Source organism: Romboutsia lituseburensis DSM 797, from assembly GCF_900103615.1.
GTDB classification, from domain to species: Bacteria; Bacillota; Clostridia; order Peptostreptococcales; family Peptostreptococcaceae; genus Romboutsia_F; species Romboutsia_F lituseburensis.
On record NZ_FNGW01000004.1, the window covers coordinates 49,030 to 75,024 of the forward strand.

The 25,995-nt window shown below is 27.1% G+C and carries 24 protein-coding genes, 1 tRNA gene, 1 other RNA gene and 1 riboswitch; of the genes, 18 read left to right on the forward strand and 8 right to left on the reverse strand.

Annotated elements, in window-relative coordinates; translation table 11 throughout:
• Window positions 1-83: 83 nt before the first annotated feature.
• From ftcD to BLP75_RS08575, 3 genes are read left to right on the forward strand one after another with little or no spacing between them, the layout of a single operon-like run.
• A complete protein-coding gene (ftcD, locus tag BLP75_RS08565; RefSeq protein ID WP_092725327.1) occupies window positions 84-977 on the forward strand; it encodes a glutamate formimidoyltransferase in 894 nt (297 codons plus the stop codon).
• Window positions 978-981: 4 nt separating this feature from the next.
• A complete protein-coding gene (gene hutI, locus BLP75_RS08570; protein WP_092725329.1) occupies window positions 982-2,253 on the forward strand; it encodes an imidazolonepropionase in 1,272 nt (423 codons plus the stop codon).
• A 20-nt stretch (window positions 2,254-2,273) separates the two neighbouring features.
• On the forward strand, window positions 2,274-2,918 hold the full coding sequence (locus BLP75_RS08575; protein ID WP_092725331.1) for a cyclodeaminase/cyclohydrolase family protein: 645 nt from the start codon (window positions 2,274-2,276) through the stop codon (window positions 2,916-2,918).
• 88 nt (window positions 2,919-3,006) lie between these two features.
• On the opposite strand, the gene BLP75_RS08580 is transcribed toward BLP75_RS08575, so the two are convergent.
• Window positions 3,007-3,462, reverse strand: a complete 456-nt coding sequence (locus tag BLP75_RS08580; protein WP_092725332.1) for a hypothetical protein — start codon at window positions 3,460-3,462, stop codon at window positions 3,007-3,009.
• A 210-nt stretch (window positions 3,463-3,672) separates the two neighbouring features.
• Between BLP75_RS08580 and BLP75_RS08585 the strand changes: the two genes are divergently transcribed.
• Both BLP75_RS08585 and ssrS read left to right on the forward strand, forming a co-directional pair.
• Window positions 3,673-4,527: a hypothetical protein gene (locus BLP75_RS08585; protein ID WP_242872408.1), complete on the forward strand. Its 855-nt coding sequence runs from the start codon at window positions 3,673-3,675 to the stop codon at window positions 4,525-4,527.
• Window positions 4,528-4,610: 83 nt separating this feature from the next.
• A non-coding RNA gene (ssrS, locus tag BLP75_RS08590) (6S RNA) lies at window positions 4,611-4,795 on the forward strand.
• A gap of 59 nt (window positions 4,796-4,854) precedes the next feature.
• On the opposite strand, the gene BLP75_RS08595 is transcribed toward ssrS, so the two are convergent.
• On the reverse strand, window positions 4,855-5,871 hold the full coding sequence (locus tag BLP75_RS08595; protein WP_092725334.1) for a hypothetical protein: 1,017 nt from the start codon (window positions 5,869-5,871) through the stop codon (window positions 4,855-4,857).
• Window positions 5,872-6,055: 184 nt separating this feature from the next.
• On the opposite strand from BLP75_RS08595, the gene BLP75_RS08600 reads away from it, so the two are divergent.
• Entirely contained in the window at window positions 6,056-7,300 is a 1,245-nt protein-coding gene (locus BLP75_RS08600) for an exosporium morphogenetic protein CdeC (protein WP_242872409.1), read from the forward strand.
• Between the two features lie 62 nt (window positions 7,301-7,362).
• Here BLP75_RS08600 and BLP75_RS08605 read toward each other — a convergent pair whose 3' ends face one another.
• The 3 genes from BLP75_RS08605 to BLP75_RS08615 are packed head-to-tail and all read right to left on the reverse strand — an operon-like array spanning window position 7,363 to window position 10,207.
• On the reverse strand, window positions 7,363-8,028 hold the full coding sequence (locus BLP75_RS08605; protein ID WP_092725336.1) for a hypothetical protein: 666 nt from the start codon (window positions 8,026-8,028) through the stop codon (window positions 7,363-7,365).
• On the reverse strand, window positions 8,025-9,362 hold the full coding sequence (locus tag BLP75_RS08610; protein ID WP_092725338.1) for a polysaccharide biosynthesis protein: 1,338 nt from the start codon (window positions 9,360-9,362) through the stop codon (window positions 8,025-8,027). Before BLP75_RS08610 ends, BLP75_RS08605 begins: the two co-directional genes overlap by 4 nt.
• Window positions 9,363-9,412: 50 nt before the next feature.
• Window positions 9,413-10,207 (reverse strand): histidinol-phosphatase HisJ family protein, encoded by a 795-nt coding sequence (locus tag BLP75_RS08615; RefSeq protein WP_092725340.1) that lies wholly within the window; start codon window positions 10,205-10,207, stop codon window positions 9,413-9,415.
• A 108-nt stretch (window positions 10,208-10,315) separates the two neighbouring features.
• On the opposite strand from BLP75_RS08615, the gene pdxR reads away from it, so the two are divergent.
• The 3 genes from pdxR (at window position 10,316) to BLP75_RS08630 (ending at window position 13,504) form a co-directional block, all read left to right on the forward strand.
• Window positions 10,316-11,737 carry a MocR-like pyridoxine biosynthesis transcription factor PdxR gene (pdxR, locus tag BLP75_RS08620; RefSeq protein WP_092725342.1) on the forward strand — a complete coding sequence of 474 codons (1,422 nt, stop codon included), beginning with the start codon at window positions 10,316-10,318 and terminating at the stop codon, window positions 11,735-11,737.
• A 60-nt stretch (window positions 11,738-11,797) separates the two neighbouring features.
• Window positions 11,798-12,043: a DUF896 domain-containing protein gene (locus BLP75_RS08625; protein WP_092725344.1), complete on the forward strand. Its 246-nt coding sequence runs from the start codon at window positions 11,798-11,800 to the stop codon at window positions 12,041-12,043.
• A gap of 66 nt (window positions 12,044-12,109) precedes the next feature.
• Window positions 12,110-13,504 (forward strand): aminopeptidase, encoded by a 1,395-nt coding sequence (locus BLP75_RS08630; protein WP_092725345.1) that lies wholly within the window; start codon window positions 12,110-12,112, stop codon window positions 13,502-13,504.
• Between the two features lie 29 nt (window positions 13,505-13,533).
• Here BLP75_RS08630 and BLP75_RS08635 read toward each other — a convergent pair whose 3' ends face one another.
• Window positions 13,534-14,442: a selenium metabolism-associated LysR family transcriptional regulator gene (locus tag BLP75_RS08635; RefSeq protein ID WP_092725346.1), complete on the reverse strand. Its 909-nt coding sequence runs from the start codon at window positions 14,440-14,442 to the stop codon at window positions 13,534-13,536.
• Between the two features lie 315 nt (window positions 14,443-14,757).
• Between BLP75_RS08635 and BLP75_RS08640 the strand changes: the two genes are divergently transcribed.
• The 3 genes from BLP75_RS08640 (at window position 14,758) to BLP75_RS08650 (ending at window position 16,812) form a co-directional block, all read left to right on the forward strand.
• Window positions 14,758-15,489 (forward strand): hypothetical protein, encoded by a 732-nt coding sequence (locus BLP75_RS08640; protein WP_092725348.1) that lies wholly within the window; start codon window positions 14,758-14,760, stop codon window positions 15,487-15,489.
• A 139-nt stretch (window positions 15,490-15,628) separates the two neighbouring features.
• Window positions 15,629-15,811: a hypothetical protein gene (locus BLP75_RS08645; RefSeq protein WP_092725350.1), complete on the forward strand. Its 183-nt coding sequence runs from the start codon at window positions 15,629-15,631 to the stop codon at window positions 15,809-15,811.
• Window positions 15,812-15,936: 125 nt separating this feature from the next.
• Window positions 15,937-16,812, forward strand: coding sequence for a metallophosphoesterase (locus tag BLP75_RS08650; RefSeq protein WP_092725351.1), 876 nt, complete (start codon window positions 15,937-15,939; stop codon window positions 16,810-16,812).
• A gap of 63 nt (window positions 16,813-16,875) precedes the next feature.
• On the opposite strand, the gene BLP75_RS08655 is transcribed toward BLP75_RS08650, so the two are convergent.
• Window positions 16,876-18,306 carry an amino acid permease gene (locus tag BLP75_RS08655; protein WP_092725353.1) on the reverse strand — a complete coding sequence of 477 codons (1,431 nt, stop codon included), beginning with the start codon at window positions 18,304-18,306 and terminating at the stop codon, window positions 16,876-16,878.
• 147 nt (window positions 18,307-18,453) lie between these two features.
• A riboswitch (Lysine riboswitch) is annotated at window positions 18,454-18,624 on the reverse strand.
• 205 nt (window positions 18,625-18,829) lie between these two features.
• A tRNA-Leu gene (locus BLP75_RS08660) sits at window positions 18,830-18,915 on the reverse strand.
• 148 nt (window positions 18,916-19,063) lie between these two features.
• On the opposite strand from BLP75_RS08660, the gene polA reads away from it, so the two are divergent.
• From polA to BLP75_RS08690, 6 genes are all read left to right on the forward strand, one after another.
• Complete coding sequence (gene polA / locus BLP75_RS08665) at window positions 19,064-21,712, forward strand: DNA polymerase I (protein WP_092725355.1); 2,649 nt, start codon at window positions 19,064-19,066, stop codon at window positions 21,710-21,712.
• An 8-nt stretch (window positions 21,713-21,720) separates the two neighbouring features.
• The gene (coaE, locus tag BLP75_RS08670) at window positions 21,721-22,323 is read left to right on the forward strand and encodes a dephospho-CoA kinase (protein ID WP_092725357.1); all 603 of its coding nucleotides are present in this window, start codon (window positions 21,721-21,723) and stop codon (window positions 22,321-22,323) included.
• Complete coding sequence (locus BLP75_RS08675; RefSeq protein WP_092725359.1) at window positions 22,316-22,873, forward strand: lytic transglycosylase domain-containing protein; 558 nt, start codon at window positions 22,316-22,318, stop codon at window positions 22,871-22,873. Before coaE ends, BLP75_RS08675 begins: the two co-directional genes overlap by 8 nt.
• Entirely contained in the window at window positions 22,873-24,570 is a 1,698-nt protein-coding gene (locus BLP75_RS08680; RefSeq protein ID WP_092725361.1) for an ABC transporter substrate-binding protein, read from the forward strand. The genes BLP75_RS08675 and BLP75_RS08680 overlap by 1 nt, the downstream gene beginning before the upstream one ends.
• A 238-nt stretch (window positions 24,571-24,808) precedes the next feature.
• Window positions 24,809-25,021, forward strand: coding sequence for a heavy-metal-associated domain-containing protein (locus BLP75_RS08685; protein WP_092725363.1), 213 nt, complete (start codon window positions 24,809-24,811; stop codon window positions 25,019-25,021).
• 321 nt (window positions 25,022-25,342) lie between these two features.
• Window positions 25,343-25,945 (forward strand): hypothetical protein, encoded by a 603-nt coding sequence (locus BLP75_RS08690; RefSeq protein WP_092725365.1) that lies wholly within the window; start codon window positions 25,343-25,345, stop codon window positions 25,943-25,945.
• Window positions 25,946-25,995: the final 50 nt, after the last annotated feature.

Consider the following 25,995-nt stretch of genomic DNA (forward strand, 5'->3'; position numbering starts at 1 on the left):
TAAATATTAAAAGCGTATAAAGTTTTATTAAACTTTTACTTATAAAATTCAACAACAAACAGTATTTGATAGGGGGGCTAAATATGGCAATAGTACAATGTGTACCTAATTTTAGTGAAGGTAGAGATTTAGAAAAGGTAGAAAAAATAGTAAGTCCTTTAAGAGGTAAAGAAGGTGTAAAACTTTTAAATTATGAACCAGATCCAAATTATAATAGACTAGTAGTAACAGTAATAGGAGAACCTCAAAAAGTTAAAAATGCAGTATTAGAAGCTATAGGTGTAGCTATGGATGTTATAGATATGAATGTTCATGAAGGACAACACTCTAGATTTGGAGCTACAGATGTATGCCCATTTATTCCTATAAAGGGAATGACAATGGATGATGCTGTTCAAATAGCAAAAGAATTAGGACAAGAAGTATCTAAAAAATATAATATACCAGTATTTTTATATGAAAAAGCAGCTAGTAAACAAGAAAGAGAAAATCTAGCAACAGTTAGAAAAGGTGAATATGAAGGACTTGATAAAAAGTTTGAAGATCCAAATTGGGCACCTGATTTCGGAGTAGCTAAGAAACATCCAACTGCTGGTGCTATAGCTATAGGAGCAAGAAGACCTCTAATAGCGTACAATATAAATTTAGATACACAAGATATAAATATAGCTAGCAATATAGCAAAGACTATACGACACTCAAGTGGAGGCTATAGATTTATAAAAGCTGGTCCTGTTGAAATTCCAGAAAGAAAAATAACTCAAGTTACTATGAATTTAACAGATTATACAAAAACAAGTATGTATAGAGCTTTTGAAGCTGTTAAGATGGAAGCTAGAAGATATGGCGTTAATGTTACAGGTAGTGAAGTTGTAGGACTTTGCCCAATGGAAGCTCTAATAGATGTAGCATCTTACTATTTAGGTCTAGAAAACTTTGATTTAGGAAAAGTTTTAGAGACTAGTTTAATGGAGTAAAATTATGAGAGTAGATCTAATTATAAAAAATATAGGGAAACTAGTTACATGTAAAGATTTAGGAAGACCTAAAATTGGAAAAGAAATGAACGAACTTGAAATAATTGAAAATGCATATATAGCTATAAGAGATGGAAAAGTTATTGAAATAGGCGTAGAGGATGGTTATAAATCAATAGCAAATAATTATACAAAAATAGAAGATGCAAAGGGGCTTTTGGTTACACCGGGACTTATAGATTCACATACTCACTTAGTGCATGGTGGGTCTAGAGAAAATGAATTCTCTAAAAAATTAGCGAGTGTTCCTTATATAGAAATCCTTAATGAAGGAGGAGGAATATTAAGTACAGTAAATGCAACTAAAAATGCTACAGAACAACAGCTTTATGACAAAGCAAAAAAAAGCTTAGATAGAATGTTAGAGTTAGGTGTAACAACAGCTGAGTCAAAAAGTGGATATGGGCTAGAATTAGAAACAGAGTTAAAACAACTTAAAGTATCTAATAAGCTAGGTAAAGAGCATCCGATTGATTTAGTACATACTTTTCTAGGTGCTCATGCAGTACCTGTAGAATATAAAACTAACCATAAGCCATTTATAGATGAAGTTGTAAATAAAATGATGCCTAAAGTTAAAGAGCTAGGTTTAGCTGAATTTTGTGATGTATTTTGTGAAGAAGGTGTGTTTACAATAGAGGAAACGGAGTATATACTTTCAAAAGCAAAACAAATGGGTTACAAATTAAAAATACATGCAGATGAAATAGTATCTTTAGGAGGAGCTGAACTAGCAGCTAAATTAAATTGTACATCAGCTGATCATTTAATGGCGGCAAGCGAAGATGGGCTAAAAATGATGGCAAAAAATAATGTTATAGCAAATATACTTCCAGGAACATCTTTCAATTTAAATAAAGCATATGCAAATGCGAGAAAAATGATAGATTTAAATGTTGGTGTTTCATTATCTAGTGATTACAATCCAGGAAGCTGCCCTAGTGAAAACCTACAATTTGTAATGCAATTAGGTTGTTTAGGATTAAAAATGACTCCATATGAAGTTTTAAATGCAGTGACAATTAATGCAGCTTACTGTATAGATAGACAAAATGAAGTAGGATCAATTGAAATTGGTAAAAAAGCTGATTTTGTAGTATTTGATGCTCCTAATGTAGAATACTTAATGTATCATTTTGGAATAAATCATGTTAATCAAGTTTATAAAAATGGAACATTAGTCGTGGATAATAAACATGTTATTTATAATAATTAAAAATTAAAGGAGGATATGATATGAAGTTGGTTGATATGAGTATAATTGAATTTTCTGATGAAGTAGATTCTAATTCACCTGCCCCAGGAGGTGGGTCAGTTGCAGCACTTGCTAGTAACATAGGTGTAGGATTAGCGAGAATGATGGCACATTTAAGTTTTGGAAAGAAAAAATATGAAGGATTAGATGAATCTATAAGACAAGAGTTTGTAAATAGATTTAATAAATTAGCAGATATAAGACAAGAGCTAGTTGTATTAATAGATAAAGATACAGAATCTTTTAATGAAGTTATGAAAGCTATGAAAATGCCTAAAGAAACTGAATTAGAAAAGAAGGCTAGAAAAAATGCTATTCAAGATGCTACATTATTTTCGATTGATGTTCCATTTAAAACAGCTAAATTATCTCTTAAAGCACTAGAGTTATTAGATTTTGTGGTTGATAATGGAAATCAAAATGCAATAACAGATATTGGAGTAGGTACTTTAATGCTATATACAGGATTAGAAGGTGCTATACTAAATGTAAAAGTTAATTTAATGGGTATTGAAAATAAAGAAGTACATGACAGCTATAGTGAAAGTTGTAAGGAAATTTTAAGTAAAGCAAAACAAATAAAAGATAACATAATTGATGAAGTACATTCTAAATTAGAAGCCTAAAATATGTAAATGCCTTAAAGTAATAGAAATTACTTTAAGGCATTTTTTTATTATAAAATAGATCAATATACCTTACGTGGTAAAAAAATTATTTATCAGAACCTCTTTTTACTTTTTTAACAACTTTTTTTACTTTTTTGCTACTATGAGGAGAGTCTTGGTGAGTTTCAGGTGAAGACGTATTATTTTTACTATGTGAAGATTTTTTAGTAGCTTTGTCCGGTTGATTTGTATCCTTTGAAGTTTTATGTGAAGATTTTTTTTGTTTAGATTTTTTATTATCTATTTTATTTTGAACTTCTGCGTCAGATATTTTGTTCATTATAACATCTAGTTTTTTTCTTTGATCATCATCTAAGAATGCTTTAAACTTAGACACAACTTCCTCTCTACCCTTTAAATTTTGGCCTATTTTTACCAACTCATCCATAAGTTCATTTTCAGATTTACCTTTATAGCTATTAGCTATATTCTCTATTTTATCTTTATCTATATTTTTCTCCTTTGCCATTTTTTCTAAAGCATCAGTGTTTAGTTTTTTCATAAAAATGCCCCTTTCTATAATATATATTGAACTTACCTCATATTATTTATATATAGGAATAATCTATAAATTGTGAAAGATATCTATTGATAAAAAATAAATTTTCTTATAGATAATGTATATGCAAATTAGATAAAAAAAAGTAACAATAATAGCAAATAAAACATACTTTATATATGAGGGAGAGTATATTTTAAGGGGTGACGAAAATTGAATAATATACTATTAATACTTGGAATGATAGCATTAAGTAACGGAAATATATCATTATCAGATTTACCGTTATTTGATAATAAAAATAAATCAAAAGCAAAGAAAGTATCACCAAAACCAAAGCGAAATTTACAACAGAAAAAGCCAAAACCTAAAATTGATGCTAATGAAAAACCTAAGGTTAAAAAGAAAGTAAAAAAGAAAAGGGAGACAAAGAGAAGTGATAACATGCTTGGATTTAATATAAATGATATAAATAAAGGTATGAAGTTAATGGAATTAAGTGATGAGGATTTAGAACGTGGAATGGAAATTATAACACGAACTAAAAAGTATATGTCAAGAGATGAAAAAAAGATTTTAGTAAAAGTAGAAAGTCTATTGGATTTAGTTAGAGGAATTAAAAAACTTAGTAGCATAGATGATATAGAAGAAGAAGAGACAAACTTTTTTAGAAGTATGGAAGAAGAAGATAAAAAAAATATGATGATAAAAGAAATTTTAGAGGTATTTCCAGAAAAAAGAAAAGAATCAATTGAAAAAGCAATTGATATGAAGAAAAAAATAGATTTATTTGCAGAGCTATTCCTGCCTGATGATTTTGGAGAAGGTGGATTTAGCATAAGTTCTTTAGCTAACATTAATAACTTAGGAAGTATGAATAATTTAAAATTATTAGGAAGTTTATTAAGAACAGAAGATGATAGTGAAGAAGATGAATATGAAGAATATGATTACGAAGATGATGAAGAATATGAAGAGTATGAAGATGAAGAATATAATGACTTTGAAGATGAATATGATTACGAAGATGATGAAAATACAGATTACATAGAAAAACATGATGATTAATGTGGAAAAAAGTCAAAAATTTATAGTAATTAGTATATAAAACCACTTTAAAAATACTTGAATTTGTTATATAATAAAAATATAAAATCCTGAAACATACGACACGGCTTATTTAAATTCAACCGACAAATGTTGTTCGGGAGACTGAGTCTAATAACAGATAACATGCCTGTACATTTTTATGGGAAGTTAAAAGCTATTAGCAGGTCACCCACCTGGGAGTATCTCGGGTCTGAATTTATTGGGCCACCGGTGTTTCGGGATTTTCATTTAAAAAAGTGTTGCTATTTTAGCAACACTTTTTTTATTTGAAAGTTTTTAATAAATCTAAAATCCTAAAAGTGCTATATCATTGGATGTTGTAAAGACAGATGTAGAATTATATACTAAGTCTTCTTTATAATTTGAAAGGAAAGTAGCTTTTATAAAGTCTTCTTTAATACTAAACTCATCTGTTGTTTGATTTGTCCATGAACTTCCTAAATCATTAGAAGAGCAAGTTTTAAGTCTATTATATTCAACCCACATTAAATAAATATTAGATTGATGTTTTATTAAATTAGGATACATGCAAGCGCAAGGAATTGATATGTTTTTAGCATTACGTATATCTAGACCATCATCCATTAAATATCCATTTATGTATTTAACTGAATAAGCATTATCTTCATTTTCGCAAAAAGTTAAGTGATAGAAATTCATAGCATCTTTTAATACTGATAAATATACTTTATTTTTTTTTGAATGAGTTATTTGCAAAGGAGTAGACCATGTTAAAGAGTTACAATTAAATCTAGATAAAAATACTTCTTCATACCCATCTACTACATTAAGGTAGAATACAATTGGAGAATTATTGACCCATGAAATACAATAGTTATTTAAAATAGAATGTGTTAAAAAATCAATTTTATTTTCAGTCCAAATATTATTTTTATTATGATGATGAAATAAAGCACATGTACCTGGTGCTTCATTATTAAAGACATAATAAAATAAATGTAGGTTATTATCAACTTTTTTTATGTAAGGAAATAGCAAATCAAATTTTTCATCATTAAAAGTAAAAATTTCATTAAATGAAAGAGTATTATCCTTTGAGATTTCAAAATACTTTATACCATTATCTTTATAAACTCCATATATAGTATCATCTATTCCTAGAGAAACCGAATAATTTGTAAAGTCTACAAATTTATTTAATATAGTAATAGAATTATAAAAATTATAATCTTTATCAAAGCAATTACAAATTAATCTCTGATCTTTTTCATTACAATAAATACTAAATATATCTTTATTAGAACGTCTAATTATTGTAGAACTGTTATTAGAAAAGCTCATATATACCTCCTTAAGAATTGTTTATAGTAAATGTATATTACCAACAAAAAATATTTATTCGAGAATATATAAACTAAAGTACAACTTAAGTAACAAATATCAATAAAAATGCATAATATTAATTAGGCTACAAAAAAGCCGAGACATTTATAATAATTATTCATTTAAGGGGAGGACTCAAATTATGCAAGACTTAAAAAGAAGTAAAAAAAGAGTAATGAACCAACAAATGGCTCAAATGCAAAACAAATTAAACGAAGATGTTAACATGATAAAAGAACAAGAAGTGAAAGAAGAGTTAAATAGAGGATGTAACAGTAAACCAAAACATGAAAATCACTGTAATAACTCTTGCAATAATTCTTGTAATAATCAAGGTAATAACAATTGTCATCATGGTTGTGGATGCAATTCAAACACTGAAGAATTTGACTGCGTATGTGTTTGTAAAAAGCCAAACCAAGAGTGTGAGCCATGTGAGCCAGAAGCGAAGGAATGTATAGACAATAAGGCTATCTGTGGGCCAGAATGTTGTAATCCTATAACATCACCAAACTTCTCACCTGCAAATAGTGTACCATTTGCAATAGAAGCTAATAGAGTTTTTGATACTATGGCATTCCAAACATTTACAGATGCAGTAGCTCCAAATGGAGAAGCTTTAATATTTGATTTTGATGTAGTAGAAGTAAATGGTCCAATACCAAGATCAAGTCAAGTAAATGTAACTATAGATAAAGTATGCTTGAACTATAGTGGTATAGTAATCGATGCAGGTGTTACAACATTAGAAGATTTTGATATACAACCTTTAGAACCAGTAGTTGGAAAACCATGTGAAACTAATTTCGAATATGCAGTTTGTGGAGAAAAAAATTCTGAATGCTGTAAAAAAGGAAAAGGTACTAGTGTAGTATATAAACAAAGAGGATTAAATGTAACTGTAGAAGATTTAGTATTAGAATTAAGAGGAAGATGTGGATGTACTACATTTGTAGCATTTGCATATCCAGCTGTAAGAGGAATGGGCGGACAAATAAAAAGATGCTGTGATGTAGAGTTTATATATAATACATTATCTGCACCAATTTGTTTACCATCAGATGGCAGAGCTGTAACTTTAAGACAAGATTATCAAACTAATTTAACAGTAGATTGTATAGGAAAAGCATTATTAAGATTTGTAGATCATGATGGATGTGAATGCTATTATGATTTATGTGTACCAAATGGAATAGACTTAATATTATGCTTACAACTTACAGTTAGCACATTAATAAATGAACAAATAGTTGTTTTAGGATCACCTAATGCTATAAGACCTAGAATAGTAGATACGTTTAATAAAGTTTGTGATTTCACTACTTGCCCAGGAACACAAGACAATAATAATAATAATAATAATAAAGGATGCGGATGCAGCCGTTAATTTAAATTTTAATTAATGGAGAAGGCTATCAATTGATAGCCTTCTTATTTTTATGCTAGACACTAAAATTTATATTTTATACTATAGCAATATTCAAATATATCATGCTCTATGCTATTGATAGGCAATTCATATGTTTCATTGCTAGAAGTATCAAGATTAGCACTACGTGAAAAGTTATTATCCAATATCCATTTGTTACAATTTGTATCAAATACTATTGCTTCGCTTAATGTACCTCTAGTAGAAGGATTAAATTTATTATATTCAAAGACTATATTTGAAGTTTCATCAATATTCAATTTATAAATATGCTCATCTTCTTTATATATATTATTGATAGGGTACTTAGAAACTTTATAGTTTGAGGGAGAAAAATTAAAATGAGAAACTTTATAAAGGCTATCTGAAATAGAATATTTCTCAACTACAAATATATTTAATATACCTTTAATTATATACAATCTCATATCTTTAATATTTTTTAAATTATTAAAAACTTTACAAATCATTTTTCTTTTCCATGATCCATTTACATTAATAAAATGAGATAGTTTTCCCTTAAGGTCTAATGCACAAATATGGATACTTTGATTATCATCAATATTTGCACAATAAGTATGGATATTATTTGCTAATTTTTCAGTTTGTTCATTTATATTTTTTATATAAAGAGAATTCTTATCTGCATATATATAAAATGGTTTTATATCTTTATTATTTTTCATTTTAGCCTCCTAATGTTTAAATTTTTTAATGTTCTAACAAGAACTATAATATGTAATAAACACGTAAAAAATGAAACTATTGTCATTGTATAAATATAAGCATAAATATTTAAATCTGGCATAGGTAGTAAAATATATAAAGCTATTAATTGTATTAACATACCAATAATTGTTATAACACTTGATGAAACCTCTTTTCTTATAGAATGTAAGATTCCAGATAAAGTCTGATTCAATGACATAAATAAAGGAACTAAAAACATAGCCTTCAAGTAAGTACCAGCTAAAATATTATCAAATATAATCAAACAAAGTTTCTCTCCGAATATATAAAAAAAGATAGATGATATAATTCCAACAAAAAATGTAAGTGATAAAGCGTAGTTTATTTTTTTTATAATGTTTTTATATTTACCCAAAGATAATTCTTGGGAGATACTAGGAATCAAATTAACAACTAAAGCAGATCCAAGAGTAAAAGGTAAGTAAACAAAAGGCATTACCATACCACTTATAATCCCATACATGCTCAAAGATTGTGAATAACTAATTCCAGATAGTACAAGTCTTGAAGGTACAATTAATGAACTTAAAGAATGTAATAATATATTTGACATTTTATTGCAAGTTATGGGTATAGACATTTTTAATGTTTCTAAAGATGCGTTATAAAAATCTCTTAAATTTATAGTATATCTATTAAATAAGTTAGAATTTTTATATAGACACAATACTATAAAGAGTATATTTATTGTTTCACCAATTGAAATTCCTAAAAGTGCAATATAGCAATTTTGTGATTTATCATTTAAATACATAATTATTAAATATACAAAAATAATTCTACTTACTTGTTCTAATACTTGCCCTATAGCAGGTACACAGACATCCTTCAATCCGTAGTAATAGCCTCTTAAAATATTAGATATTGTTATAACTACTATAGCAGGACATATAGCTAAAACTAATAGACTTAAATTTGAATTATGCAATAATTTAAATGCTATAAAATTTGAATTTAATGAAATAAATAATGATACAACTAAAGAGATGAAAAAAGCAACATATAATGTTGAAATAAATAAAACATTACTACTATGTTTATCATTTATAGCCTTTTTATTTGCAACAAGGCAGCTGAGGGTAGTGGGAATTCCGGTTGTAGTAAAAGCAAGACATATCATTAAAAAATTAAAAAGAATATGATAAATTCCAAGTCCTGTATCACCTATAACTTTTGATAAAAATATTTTGTACAAAAAACCGAGAACTCTTACTATTAAATTTGATAAAAAAAGTATTATTGTAGAGAATACAAGGTTGGGAACCCTCAATAAATCACCCCCTTATGTTTAAATATATTCATAAGGGGGTGAAAAAATAATTATATCTTTTTAAATTCGGGTTTCATTTTATTAAATGTTGATACATATTTAAACCCAGACTCTTTTAAATATGTATATATATAGTCAAATTGATAAGCAACCTGAGACGGATTATGAGAGTCAGACCCTGTAGTTATTATCTCCCCACCTAAATCTTTATATAAAGATATAATATTTCTAGATGGTGTTAAATCAGGGAGATTATATCTATAACAAGATGTGTTTATTTCTATACCTTTACCATCATAAATTACTTGTTTTAAGATGGCTTCTATTATATCTGAAAATAAGCTATCATCCAATAATTTATCATAGTTACCGTAACGTTTAATCAAATCAAGGTGACCTAAAACCGAATAGTCTTTATAATTTTTAACAACTGTATAAAGTTCTTTAAAATAAGTTTCATAAGCTTCGTGCTGAGTTTTGTTTTTAAAAAATTCACCAAAATATAAATCTAATTTGTTTATAGCATGAATTGAACAAATTATAAAATCAAAAGGATATTTACATGCATCCTCACTGCATTTTTGAGTAATTTGTTTTTGTAGTCCAAGTTCAATTCCTTTTTTTATAGAAATTTGTTTATGATATTTGTTTTGTAAAAAGTTTAGTTTTTCAAAATACTTATCATAGTCAATTCCCCAATCAAAATCAGTATCAAGATCATAATCAACATGATCTGTAAAACAAATTTCCTTTAATCCTAGTTCGATAGATCTTTTAACCATTTCCTCCATATCAGTTTTACTGTCATTAGAGAAACTAGAGTGCATGTGATAGTCATAAAACATAAATATTTCCCCTTTTTATCAAATTTTGGTATTATATATACATACTACATATTAGCAAATATAAATATAACCATCAAGGAATTAATGAAAAATACAAGTGGTGATAAAATGGAAAAATATAATATAGAATTAAAAAAAGATACCGCAAAATATTTACAAATTTATAATCATATAAAAAGTATGATTGGAGATAAAAAAATCATTGAGAATGAAAAACTTCCTCCAATAAGGAAGTTATCTCATTTGATAGGAGTAAACAATACCACTATAGTTAAAGTGTATGAACTTTTAGAAAAAGAAGGATATATATATAAAACTGTTGGTAGTGGTACATTTGTATCTCCTATGAAAAGTGAAAAGGAAGCTAAGGTAATAAAAAAAGAAGGCTTAATACATTTAGATAGTGGAAATCCGTCAACAGATATGTTTCCAATAGAAGATTTTAAAAGTGCAGTTAATATGGCTCTTACAAATGAAGGAAGCTCTATATTTGAATATGATGAAGGTTTAGGTTTTGATGATTTAAGGGAAAAGTTAGTTGATTACTTAAAAGAAAAAGAAATTAGTACAACTAAGGATAATATTCAAATAATATCAGGGGCTCAGCAGGGAATAGACATTGTTTGCAAAGGCCTTATAAACTACTCTGATGTAGTATTTGTAGAAGAGCCAACGTATAATGGAGCAATACAAGTATTTAAAAGTAGGGGAGCTAAAATAATATCAATACCAATGCTAGATGATGGAATAGATATAGGTATACTTAAATTAAAGTTAGACAAAGTTAAACCTAAGTTAATTTATACAATGCCTAATTTTCAAAATCCAACTGGAATTTCATACTCTAAATATAAAAAGAAAAAATTAATTGAACTAGCAGAAGAATATGATTTTTATATTGTAGAAGATGATTTTATTAGTGATTTTAAATTTGAATCTATTGATAACAAACCATTGAAAAGTTATGATGATAAAAATAGAGTCATTTATATAAAAAGTTTTTCAAAAATTTTAATGCCTGGTCTTAGAATTGGTATGGTAGAAGTTCCAAATGAATTATTAAAAAAAGTGCTTTGGGCAAAGTATTCTTCAGATATATCAACTCCAGGATTAATACAAAAATCTATGTATTACTATATGAAATATTTTGATTGGAATGAATATCTAAAATCTGTAGAAAATGTATATTTAGAAAAGTATAAATTAACAAAAAAATTAATAAAAGATAAACTGGAAGGTAGATTGAAAGTTCGAAATAGTGATGGTGGTATTAACTTTTTCTTAGAACTACCTAGAGGATATTTATCACAAGATTTTACTGATTTTATGCTAGATAAAGGAGTATCAATTCTTCCAGGAACATATTTTTTTGATAATATAATTGATGATAGATTTTTTAGGATAAATATAGCAAAGTCAAGTATACAAGATTTAGAAAAGGGAATATCTATAATAAGTGATAATTTAGATGAATTTTTTACAGAATATAAAAATATAGCAAAAATAAAAAGTAATAAATTATTTTATTAAATGCAAAAATAAGAAAGGAGATTACTTAAGATAACTAGTATATTTTAAGTAGAACTAAAAATGTTTGATAAGAAAAAATTAGATAGAATAAATGAATTAGCGAAAAAAAATAAAGAAGAGGGATTAACACAAGTTGAATTAAAAGAAAGAGAAGAATTAAGAAAAGAGTATTTACAACATTTTAGAGCTCATTTTAAATCAAGATTAGATAATGTTAAGGTTGTTCATTCTCAAGAAGAATATGATGAGTACATGAAAAATAATCCTCAAGCACAACCTGTAGAACCAATAATAAAGAAAGACTAATAAGTAATTTTTATAATATTGACTTAAGAAAAAATATAAAAATAATAAAGTTTTTGGAGGGGTAACATGGAACTTAAACATGAATTTAGAAATGCATGGGAAGTAGAAAGAAAAAATAATCAAATAGAAAATGTTATGGCTTATTCAAAAGAGTATATGACTTTCTTAGATAATGGGAAAACTGAAAGAACTTCAGCAAGAGAAATAGTAAAAATAGCTCAACAAAATGGGTACATATCAATAGAAGATGCTATAGAAAAAGGTAGTATAAGCCCTGGAGAAAAAATTTATGCGGTTAACAAAGATAAAGGTGTTGCCTTATTTGTAATAGGTAAAAATAATTTAGAAAAAGGAATGAGAATTGTAGGAGGGCATATAGATGCTCCTAGAATTGATTTAAAACCAAATCCTTTATATCAAGAAGCTAATTTAGGATTTTTCAAAACTCATTACTATGGTGGTATAAAGAAATACCAATGGACGGCAACACCACTTGCTATACATGGAGTAGTTATTTTAAATGATGGTAAAAAAGTAGATATTTGTATTGGAGAAGAAGATTCTGATCCAGTATTTTGTATAACAGACCTTTTAGTTCATTTAGCAGGAGATCAAATGCAAAAGAAACTAGCTGATGGTATAACAGGAGAAGGTTTAAACTTACTAATAGGACATATGCCGCTAGAAGGTGCTGAAAAAGAGGCTATAGAGCAAAATATATTAAAAATGTTAAATGAAAAGTATGGAATGATTGAAGAAGATTTTCTAAGTGCTGAAATAGAAATAGTACCAGCAGGTAAGGCTCGTGACTTAGGATTTGATAGATCTATGGTGCTTGCATATGGTCATGATGATAGAGTATGTTCTTATGGTGCAGTAAAAGCTATAATAGAAACTGAAAATCCAGAGTATTGCGCAGTAGCATTATGCGTAGACAAAGAAGAAGTAGGATCACAAGGAAATACAGGAATGCAGTCAAAATTCTTTGAAAATGTGGTAGCTGAGATTATTGCATTAGAAGGAAATTATTGTGACCTAAAAGTAAGAAGAGCAATGGCAAATACAAAAGTTTTATCAGCAGATGTTTCAGCAGGATATGATCCTAATTATCCAGATGTATATGAAAAGAGAAATTCTGCATATATGGGTCAAGGGATTGTACTTAGTAAATATACAGGTGTTAGAGGGAAAAGTGGATGTAATGATGCAAATGCTGAATTTATAGCGGAAATCAGAAGAATATTTAATAAAGCTGATGTAGTATGGCAAACAGCAGAGCTTGGTAAGGTAGACCAAGGTGGCGGAGGAACAATCGCCTATATATTAGCTAATTATGGTGCTGAAGTCATAGATTGTGGAGTAGGAGTTTTAAATATGCATGCTCCTTATGAAATAATCTCAAAGGTAGATATCTATGAAATGTATAAAGGATATAAGGCATTTTTTAATTTAAATATATAATTAAAAAATAGACATTGATTAATCAATGTCTATTTTTTTTCTAGTTTAAAGTATTCACATAAATTAGTTAAAAACTTATCTTCTAAAGGATTAAAAATTTTCTTCTTAGAGTAAACAAAGTAGAATTTTCTTTTAAATTCCATATTAGTTATTTTATAATATCTTATTTTACTAGAATTTAAATAATCTATACATGATGAATATGATATAAATGACACACCTAATCCTAACCTTACCATTTCCTTTATAGATTCGTTAGATTCTACATGTGCTAAAATGCTTAGCTTGTCTATTGAAAAATTGTTTTCTTTAAGTGTATTCATAATTAAATTTCTAGTTCCAGAGCCTTCTTTTCTCATAATAAGCTTTAGGTTTATTAATTCATTTATATCTATAAAACCATTTTTATTAGGTAACTCTAAATCAAAAGGAGTAATTAGAACCAATTCATCATCAACTAAGTCCATATATTCTATTTGATTATTGTTTATCTTAGACCCGACAAATCCGAAGCTTACTCTTTCGTTAAGTATTTCAGATATAGCATACTGAGAATCATAGTGACTAATACTAAACTTAACGTCTGGATATGTTGAAGAAAAACTTTTTAAAAAATTAGGAAGTATGTAAGTTTCAGGTATAGAGCTACAAGCAAGATCTATTACACCTTCTATTTTTCCCGCATATTCTTTTATATCATATACTGCCTTTTTACAATTATTCAATATATATATGGCATGATCATAAAGTATCTCACCTGATTTTGTTAAAGTGATATTTTTATTATTTCTATTAACTAAAATAGTATCTAGTTCTTTTTCTAAATTTTGAATATGAGAACTAACTGTAGGCTGCGTTAAAAATAGCTCTCTAGCAGCCTTGGAAAAGCTTTGATGCTTAGAAACAGCAACGAAAACTTCAAGTTGTTTAAAGTCCATTATTACCCTCTCCCTTTGATATTATATAAGTATTATATCACACATCAAATTTAAAGTAGGTGTAAACAATGTATAATGCCATGGTTTTGATTTAAATATAATAATTTGATATAATGTTAATAATTAATGTAATTATTTTACATAATTGGTAATAAATAAAGATTCTATTACAAAAATATTACAAAATAGCCCTATTTATTATTAAGATATAACAAATAGTATATAATTTATATAAGGTAAGGAATATCTTTATTTAATAAGAATGGTACTTTAGATTATATAAATATTTAAATCAACGGGAGGAGGTCTGTAAATATGAATTTAAAAAAGACATTTATGACTAGCATTGTTGTATTAAGTATACTTGTTACGGGATGTAATAAAAATAGTGCTAAAGAAGATGTTTCTATAGAAGATGAAGCAACTCAACAGAGGATGATGACAAAAGTTCAAAACGATGTTAACGAAATAATGAATAAAGATTATGAATATGTTATAAATAATATGGGGCAGCCATATTGCACAACATATTATTTAGATATGGACAATATAAATAATCTAGAAAATATGGATGAAACAGATAATTTAAGACTTATATATCCTAAGTATACGGCTGAAGACGAGTTTGAAGGAAGTGCTTTATATATAGAAATACATGATGATAAAGTCGTAGAAGTACAAACATATGAGTTTTCTGAAACTGATATAAAGTCTGAAACAGTTAGTGATGATATAGATATAATAGTAGACCAGTACAATGAATCATCGTATTTACCACTAAGTAAAGTTGAGGGTATAGACTTTAGTAAATATGAAGGAAAATCTATAGATTCGCTATATGAAGTAGTTGGAGATGCTATGTATAATGTAGAAGCATATGATAAAACTAGAAATCAATATGTGACAGCATATGCATTAATTGATAATGGAGGCCAAATAAACAAGATATTAACTGTTTTTGGAGACCATGAAAAAATTGAAAAAATTGAAATTGTAGATAAAGACAAAACAATGGACTTAGCTCAAAAGTATTTGTATAATTATTAAAGCTATAATTTAAAATTATAGCTTTTCTTGTTTAACAATCTATTATTCAAAAATATAGGCTATTTATTTAAGTAATAAATAATATTTTTTTGGATAAATTAATTCTAGATAATAATTTTTCTAGGAGGCATAGATTAAAATGGACAATAATAAGAATAGACTAAAAGATAGACCAAAATCAAAAGCTGAGATGAGAAAAATGTACTTTGAACATGGATCAGAATTAGGAATAAAAGATGGATTACATGTGGGTGCTAAAAATAGTGGAACAAATAGAACTAAAACAGAAAAATTATATAATAAAGTAAAAAAAGAAGATTAATAAATTGACTTTATAATAAAAGCAGCTATAAATTTATAGCTGCTTTTATTATTATTTTTAATATATATATAAAAGGGATATAAGGTATAATAGTAAAGACAAAATAATATAGAGGAGATATATTTATGTTAGATAAAGTGATTTTAGGAGGATCAGTATTATTAGGAATTGGTGGATTATGCTTATACGAAACTAATACGATTGAAATCAATCAATATGAAATAAAAAATAAAAAAATACCTAAAGAGTTTAATAATTATAAAATAGTTCAAATCAGTGACTTGCATAATAAAAGTTTTGGAAAAGACAATTATAAATTAATAAATAAGATAGATTCTTTAAAACCAGATGCGATATTTATTACAGGAGATTTGGTTGAAGGAGAAAATAAAAAATATAAAGTAGCATTAGATTTAGTAGATAAATTAAGTTCAAAATATCCTATATATCATATTATAGGAAATCATGAGCAAAAATCATTAAATAAAAAATATAAAGATTTATATAAAGATTATTTTAAGCAACTATATAATAAAAAAATAATTAATTTAGATAACGATAAGGTAAGAATAAACAAGGGGAATAGCTATATAAATTTATATGGAGTAGTAGTTCCACTAGAGTATTATCCGTATTTCTTTAGTAATTATAAAAATAAAAATAAATCTTTAGGATGTAATTTTATGAATGAAAGTTTAGGTGAAATTAATGCTAATGAATACAATATTTTATTAGCACATAACCCGTTTTTCTTTGAAGAATACTCTAGTTGGGGAGCTGATTTGATTTTAGCAGGTCATGTACATGGAGGAATAGTAAGACTGCCTTATTTGGGAGGTGTACTTTCTCCTAGTCGAGAATTTTTCCCTAAGTATGATTTAGGACAATATGAAAAAAAATCATCTACAATGTTACTAAGTAAAGGGCTTGGGGGATCTAAGGTTTTAGTTAGATTAAATTGCAAACCTGAAATAGTCCAGATAACTTTAAAAAGTAAATAATTAATAATATAAAAATATTTAGCATTTGCTAAATCTTTTTATATTATCAAATTGAAAAAATTTTTATTCATTAGTTTTACTATAAACTAAATTTACTTTATCCAAAGGAGTAACTTTAGTTTTATGTTTAACTTTATATCCGATATATAAAGTTAGGAATAAAGGAATACCTATATAAGAAGCTATTAAATTCTTCCAATCAACTCCATTTGGTGTGATGCAAGAATACCCTTGACCAACAATAATTATAATACACATTAAAAGTGCTAATATTGGTCCGAAAGGATACCATTTAGCTTTAAATTTTAATTCTTTTAAATCATGACCTTGATGAATATAGGCTTTTCTAAATCTGTAGTGGCAAATAGCAATACCGACCCAAGCTATAAAACCAGCTAGACCTGATGCAGCAACTAACCAAACATAAACTGTGCTTTCTGCAAATATACCTGTTAAAAAGCAAGCAGAGGCTACTAAAGTTGTTAATATAAGAGCATTTACTGGTACTCCTCTATTATTAGTTTTTGCAAAAACTTTCGGTGCAAGTCCTTCCCTAGCCATTGAGTAAAGCATTCTAGTAGAAGCATACATACCAGAATTTCCAGCAGATAATACTGAAGTAAGTATAATAGCATTCATAATAGATGCAGCTCCAGCAACTCCAGCCTTTTCAAAAACCATAGTAAATGGACTTTGTGAAACACTTGCTTGAGTAAAAGGTATTATAGCTCCCAAAACAATTATAGTTCCTAAGTAGAATATCAATATTCTCCAAAATATAGATCTAACCGCTTTAGGAATAGTTTTTTCAGGGTTTTCACTTTCACCAGCAGCAACTCCAATAAGCTCTGTTCCTTGGAATGAAAAACCTGCAACTAAGAAAATAGCAAATATTGACTTTATTCCACCGTGGAATGGTCCATCAGCTATGAAGTAATTATGGAACCCTATATTATCTGAACCCATTACACCAACAATCATTAGAAATCCTATTATTAAAAATATAATTACAGTAACTACTTTTATACCTGCAAACCAATATTCTGATTCACCATATGCTTTTGCAGATAAAAAGTTTAAACTGACAATTATAAATAAAAATATTATACTCCAGTAAAACCCAGGAATGTTAGGAAACCAATATTTCATTATTAAAGATCCTGCAACCATTTCAGCAGCTATTGTTATAGCCCAGTTATACCAGTAATTCCATCCAAGTGCAAAACCTAGTGCAGGGTCTATGAACTTTGTAGCATAAGAACTAAATGAACCTGATATAGGCATATAAGTTGCCATTTCACCTAAACTAGTTATTAAGAAATACACCATTACACCTATAAGACCGTATGCAACTAGTGCACCTCCTGGACCTGCTTGATTAAGGGTATCACCCATAGCAAGAAATATACCTGTTCCTATAGAACCACCTAAAGCAATCATATTCAAGTGTCTTGCCTTTAAACCTCTTTTTAAATCATGATTTTGTTCACTCATTTAAATTTTCCTCCTTATGGTATCAATTATAAATAAGTAACTAAGATAATATAAATTTTTCTAACAACAAAAAAGCCATGAGACTATGCCCATGACTTTATACGAAAATATCATACTAAAAAAAGTATAAATATACCGTACGTTTTCATTGAAAATAGCTCTCCACAAAAATGTGACAGTCCTATATATATTCTATATAAGCCCAGCGAATAGTATTAAAGCTATTAACTATTCACTTCGGCGAAACTTCCTTTCATATTACTTCATTGAGCTTACCTCCATAATATTACTTTTAAGTTTCGCGCCTCTATCTCAGTTATCTACTTGTTGTATACCATTATAAATCAAATTTTAAATAAGTCAATATGAACTACAATATTATAAAAATTTATTTTTAATATATATAAACATTTATTACAGTAATTTTAATACTTTATTTTATTTCTTAATTAATATTAACGGATTTATTATTTTAGGGTACAATAAAAGAGTTACAACTATTAGTTGTAACTCTTAAAAATATTGGTGCCGGATATGGGACTTGAACCCATACGGTATTGCTACCAACGGATTTTGAGTCCGTCGCGTCTGCCATTCCACCAATCCGGCAAAATATGAAATATAATTATATTATAACAATATAATTAAACGTTTGCAACATATTTATGTTAATATAATTTCAAGATTATGGTAATATTAAATAATAACATATTAGCTTATAAAAATAAAAATATGAAGCTTAGCAGGAGTGATAAATTTGGATAAAAAATTAGTTATAATAGATGGAAATTCAATAATAAATAGAGCTTTTTATGCATTACCAGAAATGAATAATAAAGAGGGATTAAAAACAAATGCTATATATGGTTTTACAACAATGTTGTTTAAGATAATAGATACATATAAGCCAACACATATTAGTGTTGCATTTGATAGAAAAGCTCCCACATTTAGACATATAGAATTTGAAGATTACAAAGCAGGAAGAAAGAAAATGCCAGATGAATTAAAAGTTCAGTTTGAGCCATTAAAAGAGCTTTTAGATAGATTTCAAATTAATAGATTAGAGTTAGATGGATACGAAGCTGATGATATTATAGGAACAGTTTCAAAATTAGGCGAAGAAAATGGATATAAGGTCTATATAGTAACTGGAGATAAAGATGCCATTCAACTAGCTTCTGATAAAACAACTACTTTGATAACTAAAAAGGGCATTGGAGAAGTTGAAGAATATGATTTTGATGAAGTTATCAAAAGGTATGAGATGACACCGACTCAATTTATAGATTTAAAAGGGTTAATGGGAGATAAGTCGGATAATATACCTGGGATACCTGGAGTAGGTGAAAAGACAGGTATAAAGCTTATAAAGGAGTATTCTAGCGTAGAGGGTATAATAGAAAATATAGAAAATCTAAAAGGCAGTATAAAAAAGAAGGTAGAGGAAAATAAAGAGTTAGCAATAAAGAGTAAAATGCTTGCAACCATAGTAAGAGATGTTCCTATAGATATTAATTTAGATGATTTAAAATATGGAGATTTTGACCCAAATAGAGTAGTTGAATATTTTAGATATTTAGGATTTACTAGTTTAATACCTAGAGTAATTGAAATCGATGATAAAGAAAAACTGAATTTTGATAATGAGAATTATAATATTAAAAAGCTTGAAGATATTGAGTGTTTTGTAAAAGAAGCAAGTAACAAAAAAGAAGTTTTAATAAAAACAGTTAGAAAAGAAGGGAATATACTAGAAAAAAATATTCTTTATATATTTGTAAGTACAGATGGTAGTAATATATACTATATAGAAGAGGATAATATAAGTGATCTAAAAGAGATACTTTTAAGTAAAGAAATTAAAAAGTTTGGATATAATCTAAAAGATGATTATATAGCCTTAAAATCATATGATATAAAATTAGAAAATATGTACTTTGATATAGCTATAGCAGAATACTTAATAGATTCTATGTCATCTACATCATATGAATGTAGTGCTATAGCTATGAAATACCTTACAAAAAAAGTAAAATCAACCGAAGAACTTTTAGGAAAAGGGGTAAAGGCTAAAAAGTACCAAGATTTAGAATTTGAAGAACTATCAACGCATATATCTCAAATACTAAGCACTGTTTATAATGTTAACAGTATCATGGAGAGTAATTTGAAAGAAATGGATATTGATGGTTTATTCTATCATATAGAAATGCCATTAGTTGAAGTTCTAGGTGACATGGAACATGAAGGTATAAAAGTTGATAAAGAAAAGCTAAATGAACTTGGAACTGAATTTAAAGAGATTATAAAAAGACTAGAGAAAGAAATATATGATATTGCAGGAGAAGAATTTAATATAAACTCACCAAAACAATTAGGTGTGATTTTGTTTGAAAAATTAGGACTACCTGTAGTAAAGAAAACAAAAACAGGATACTCTACAAATGCGGATGTTTTAGAAAAACTAAAAAATCAAAGTCCTATAATAGATAAAATAACAGAGTACAGACAAATAGTTAAGTTAAACTCGACTTATGTAGAAGGATTATTGAATATAATAAATCCAATAAGTAATAGAATTCATTCGTCATTTAATCAAACGATAACAACTACAGGGAGAATTTCATCAACAGAGCCAAATCTTCAAAACATACCTGTAAAACTTGAAATTGGTAGAAATATAAGAAAGGTATTTATAGCTGATGAAAATTGTAAGTTGGTAGATGCAGATTATTCTCAAGTTGAACTTAGAGTTTTGGCTCAAATGAGTCAAGATGAAAATATGATAGATGCATTTAAACATAACGAAGATATACATACAAAAACAGCATCTCAAGTATTTGATGTAGATGCAAAAGATGTAACCAGTGAATTGAGAAGTGCAGCTAAAGCAATAAACTTTGGAATTGTATATGGTAAAAGTGACTTTGGTTTAGCCGATGACCTTAATATACCAGTTAAGCAAGCCAAAGAATATATAGAGGGGTACTTTGAAAAATATGATAAAATAAAAAATTATATGGATCAAACTATAGAAAAAGCTACAGAAGATGGTTATGTAACTACTATATTTAATAGACGAAGATACATACCTGAAATTAAATCTAGTAACTTTATGGAAAGAAATCGTGGAAAAAGATTTGCCATGAATGCTCCTATACAAGGAAGTGCAGCAGATATAATAAAAATAGCAATGGTTAATGTATATAAAAAATTAGAAGAAAAGAATTTAAAGTCTAAACTGATTTTACAAGTACATGATGAACTTATTGTTGAAGCTATTAAAGAAGAACTAGATATAGTTAAAAGTATAGTCAAAGATGAGATGGAAAATGCTGTATTAATGGATGTACACTTAGATGTAGACTTAAATATAGGTGATTCATGGTATGAAACAAAGTAGGTGAAAGTGTGTTAATATTAGGTCTTACTGGTAATATAGGCTGTGGTAAAAGCAGCCTATCAAATATATTTAAAGATAATAACATGAAAATAATAGATGCAGATATAATATCTAGGCAAATATTTGAAGATAGAGATGTTTTACAATCGGTATTTAATCATTTTGGAGATTCTATAAAAAATGATGATAATACTTTGAATAGAAAAGTTTTAGGCAGCATTGTGTTTAATGACGATAAAAAACTTATAGAGTTAAATGAATTAACTCACCCACAGATATATATGAAAATAGTAAATCAAATTCAAAAATATAAATCAATGGGGGAAGAAATAGTAGTTATTGACGCAGCATTACTTATAGAAGGTGGATATTTAGATATAATAGATAAGCTAATAGTTGTAATTTGTAATAAAGAAGAGCAAATAAGAAGGGTACAATACAGGGATAAATGTAGTATAGAAGAAGCTAAAAGTAGAATAGATTCTCAAATGAAACAGGAAGAAAAAATTAAATTTGCAGATTATGTAATAGATAACTCAGGGGATATTAACAAATTAAAATTAGAAGCTGAAAAATTTATAGAGTATGTTAAGGTGAATTGGTTTGAATAAAAAAAAGATATTAATAATCTTATCTATTTTATTAATTTTATTTATAACAATTTTAATAGAAAGTAAAACTGTGCACAAAATTATATATCCTAAAAAATATCCTGAGGCTGTAGAAAAATATTCAAAAGAGTTTAATTTAGAAGAAAATTTAGTTTATAGTATTATAAAAGCAGAAAGTAAGTTTAGAAAAAAGGCAGTATCAAATAAAGGTGCTAAAGGTTTAATGCAAATAAGTGATATAACTAGAGACTGGGCTAAAGAGGAGCTTGAATTATCTGAAGTGGATATATTTGATCCAGATACTAACATTAGAATAGGATGTTGGTATTTGAATAAACTATTTAAAGAATTTGGAAGTTTAGACTTAGTTATAGCAGCATATAATGGAGGGTCGGGTAACGTGAAAAAATGGTTATCTAATAGTGACTTTAGTAAGGATGGAGAAAAGTTACATATGATTCCATTTAAAGAAACATCAAATTATTTAGAGAAAGTAAATAAAAATTATAAAAATTACAATGAGATATATGGCAAGGAAGGTATTAACTAATGAAAAAAGTAAAAATTTTACCTATAATCTTAGCAACTCTAATGGTAGCGTCTGGGTGTAGTAAAAGCAAAACGACTGAAACGAAAGAAAGTACTGTACAAAGTTCATTAAATTCACAAGAAATAAATTTAAGTATGGTAAAACCTATAACTATAAATCCACTACTAAATAAAGATAGATCAGTTGGATATGTTATGAATTTAATTTATGATGGATTATTTACAATAGATGAAAACTACAATGTAGTTCCACAACTAGTAGATACATATCAAATTTCACAAGACGGCATGAGTGTAGATATGAAATTAAAGGATGCAAATTGGCATGATAAGACGCCTGTTACATCTCAAGATGTTGATTTTACAATAAGATTAATTCAAAAAAATGTGGATAGTTCTTATTATGAATTAGTTAAAAATATATCATCTGTGTCTATTCAAAATGAAAAGGAATTTACAATTAAATTTAAACAAAAATATCCATTTTCTATAGATACACTAATATTCCCAATAGTGTCTGAGGATAAGATAGGAACTATGAATACAAAAGATGCAAATGAAATAAAGAAAAATTTAATAGGTAATGGACCTTATAAAATTGATAAATATGAGGAAAGAGAAGGTATGATACTTTCTAAAAATGAAGATTATTATAATGAACTACCTAAAGATGTAAAAGATATAAAAGTAGGTGTCGTTCCTGATGAAAATGCTTTAGTTTCTATGGTTATGGCATTAGAAAGTGATATAGCGAGCATATCTTTAAATGATTTAAGTAAATTTTACGAGAAACAATTTAATTTAACAACATATGAAGGAAGAGGATATGAAAATATAATATTTAATTATGATAATCCATATTTAAGAGATGTTAATTTTAGAAAGGCTATAGCACATGCAATTAACAGAGAACGTATAGTTGAAGAAGGCTATATGTCAGATGCCACATTAGTTAATTTTCCTCTAAATTCAAATTCAAAGTATTATGATAAAAGTTTAAAACCAATAAAGTATGATAAAGATAAGGCTAAATCTTATTTAGAAAAAGTTAAACCAGTTACAGACGAAGAGTTAAAGCAATTAGAAAATAAAGAAAAAGAAAATCAAAAAAATGCTAAGAAAGATACTAAGACAAATACTAAAGTTGTAGAAACTAAACAAGAAACTAAAAATGTTAAGGAAAAAGAAAAAGAACAAGATATAGATAAAGAAACTCAATTAAAAGAAAAATTAGCTAAAATAGACTTAAAAATACTTGTAAATAAAAACAATACGGAAAGAGTTAAATCGGCACATTTAATAGTTGAAAATTTAAAAACAATAGGAATCAAATCTCATATTGTAGAGTTAGAAGGGCAAGCTTTAGATGATGCAATAAGCTCTAAAAAATATGATTTAGCACTAGTAGGATGGGAACTATCAATTATACCAGATGCTAGAGAAATAATAAATAATTCTGGATACAGTGACAAAAAACTTGAAAGTTATGAAAATTCTTTAATAAATGCTACAACTGAAGAACAAATAAGTGATATATACAAATCTATGCAAAAATATATAAATGATAATGTAATATTTATTAGTTTAGCGATTAGAGATGAATATATAGTAACGAATAGAAGAGTTCAAGGAAAAATATCTCCAAATGAATTTGATGTTTATGAAGGAATAACTAATTTAAAAACTCCACAAGAATAATATTAAAAAGTCGATAAATCTAATAATTAGATTTATCGACTTTTTTCCAAATTAGACTAAATCGCTAGCAACATAAAACGTAGAGCCTGTGAAGTAGATTTTTTATTTAGTTTGATTTTATAATATATAAAAAATAAATTAGTATTATATTTAGTGAGATAAATGAAAAAACTATTGTTTAGATACTTAAAATTTATGGTATAATACCTATACAGGGTATATAAAGGAGGTATAAATTATGAATAAAAAATTATTAATTGAAGGCATGAGTTGTGGTCATTGTGTAAATCATTTAAAGACTGCTCTTACGGAAGATATAGAAGGTATAGATGTATTAGAGGTAAATTTAGAGGATAAGTATGCAATAGTTAAAATGGATGATAGCGTCAATCCTGAGGAGTTAAAAAATGTTATAGAAGAGTTAGGATTTGAACTAAAAGATATACAATAAAATAAGAATGCCAATAGAATAATAAGCTATTGGCATTTTTATTTTATTATATAAAAAAAGACTCCTATTGGGGGAAATAATAGAAGTCTAAAATGGGGGAGATTGAGTATGTTTGATTTTACATTAATAGTATGTCCATACTCAAATTAAATATACATATAAATATACTACAACTAAAATATCATTATTAATTTTTAAACTAATAAATATAAAATTAGTAAATTTAATGTATATAAGTTATATTATGAAAATTGTCCAAGAAGGGAACTCACATTTTAAAAAAATTTTGAATATAATATAAATAACTAAGGGGGGAGTATCATGGATGAAAGAGGATATAAAGAAAATTTGAGAAGGATGATACTTGAAATGGCCCAAAAAGAACTTGAAAGTTATGTATCCCAAAAGGGAGTACAAAAGTACTTTGAGGGAAATGTTGATAAAATAATAAATGAAAATATAAAAAAAGTATCACAAGGTATAGGAAATAATAAAACATATTTAAGAGTATTGAAAAAAGGGTCACATCAAGAAAATGCATCTTCTGTTGTTAAAGTTATAAAATCAGAGGACTTATTTAAGTCTAAAAATGAATTAATTAAATTTGCGAAACATTTAGGCATAAATGCTAACATGAAAAGTTCATACAATCAAACACTTAGAAAAGTAGCAAATCATATATACTCTAATAAAGATGAATATTCAAAGCGATATTTTTCGTATAAAAGAGGAAGTGACGAATATATATTAGAACCAGAAAGAATAAAAACAGATTTAATAGAAAGTTATCGATCAAAAACAAGAAATGATATGAGATCTATAGCAAGACTATTAGATTTAAAAGTAGAAGATGATGACTCTGCAGAAGAGATAAGAAAAAAAGTAATAAATTATATTATGAAAGAGAAACTTGTTAAAAAATAAATAAAATAATGTAAAATTGAAGGCGCTTATAAAGCGTCTTTAATTTTGAA

What these genes read in the sequence shown, in the direction of transcription:
- pdxR (WP_092725342.1), top strand. Translation starts at nt 10,316, where the DNA reads ATGGAAAAATATAATATAGAATTAAAAAAAGATACCGCAAAATATTTA.
- BLP75_RS08575 (WP_092725331.1), top strand. Translation starts at nt 2,274, where the DNA reads ATGAAGTTGGTTGATATGAGTATAATTGAATTTTCTGATGAAGTAGAT.
- BLP75_RS08625 (WP_092725344.1), top strand. Translation starts at nt 11,798, where the DNA reads ATGTTTGATAAGAAAAAATTAGATAGAATAAATGAATTAGCGAAAAAA.
- BLP75_RS08640 (WP_092725348.1), top strand. Translation starts at nt 14,758, where the DNA reads ATGAATTTAAAAAAGACATTTATGACTAGCATTGTTGTATTAAGTATA.
- BLP75_RS08615 (WP_092725340.1), bottom strand. Translation starts at nt 10,207, where the DNA reads ATGTTTTATGACTATCACATGCACTCTAGTTTCTCTAATGACAGTAAA.
- BLP75_RS08635 (WP_092725346.1), bottom strand. Translation starts at nt 14,442, where the DNA reads ATGGACTTTAAACAACTTGAAGTTTTCGTTGCTGTTTCTAAGCATCAA.
- BLP75_RS08630 (WP_092725345.1), top strand. Translation starts at nt 12,110, where the DNA reads ATGGAACTTAAACATGAATTTAGAAATGCATGGGAAGTAGAAAGAAAA.
- BLP75_RS08690 (WP_092725365.1), top strand. Translation starts at nt 25,343, where the DNA reads ATGGATGAAAGAGGATATAAAGAAAATTTGAGAAGGATGATACTTGAA.
- BLP75_RS08680 (WP_092725361.1), top strand. Translation starts at nt 22,873, where the DNA reads ATGAAAAAAGTAAAAATTTTACCTATAATCTTAGCAACTCTAATGGTA.
- BLP75_RS08645 (WP_092725350.1), top strand. Translation starts at nt 15,629, where the DNA reads ATGGACAATAATAAGAATAGACTAAAAGATAGACCAAAATCAAAAGCT.
- BLP75_RS08605 (WP_092725336.1), bottom strand. Translation starts at nt 8,028, where the DNA reads ATGAAAAATAATAAAGATATAAAACCATTTTATATATATGCAGATAAG.
- BLP75_RS08650 (WP_092725351.1), top strand. Translation starts at nt 15,937, where the DNA reads ATGTTAGATAAAGTGATTTTAGGAGGATCAGTATTATTAGGAATTGGT.
- BLP75_RS08685 (WP_092725363.1), top strand. Translation starts at nt 24,809, where the DNA reads ATGAATAAAAAATTATTAATTGAAGGCATGAGTTGTGGTCATTGTGTA.
- BLP75_RS08595 (WP_092725334.1), bottom strand. Translation starts at nt 5,871, where the DNA reads ATGAGCTTTTCTAATAACAGTTCTACAATAATTAGACGTTCTAATAAA.
- hutI (WP_092725329.1), top strand. Translation starts at nt 982, where the DNA reads ATGAGAGTAGATCTAATTATAAAAAATATAGGGAAACTAGTTACATGT.
- ftcD (WP_092725327.1), top strand. Translation starts at nt 84, where the DNA reads ATGGCAATAGTACAATGTGTACCTAATTTTAGTGAAGGTAGAGATTTA.
- BLP75_RS08600 (WP_242872409.1), top strand. Translation starts at nt 6,056, where the DNA reads ATGCAAGACTTAAAAAGAAGTAAAAAAAGAGTAATGAACCAACAAATG.
- BLP75_RS08655 (WP_092725353.1), bottom strand. Translation starts at nt 18,306, where the DNA reads ATGAGTGAACAAAATCATGATTTAAAAAGAGGTTTAAAGGCAAGACAC.
- BLP75_RS08580 (WP_092725332.1), bottom strand. Translation starts at nt 3,462, where the DNA reads ATGAAAAAACTAAACACTGATGCTTTAGAAAAAATGGCAAAGGAGAAA.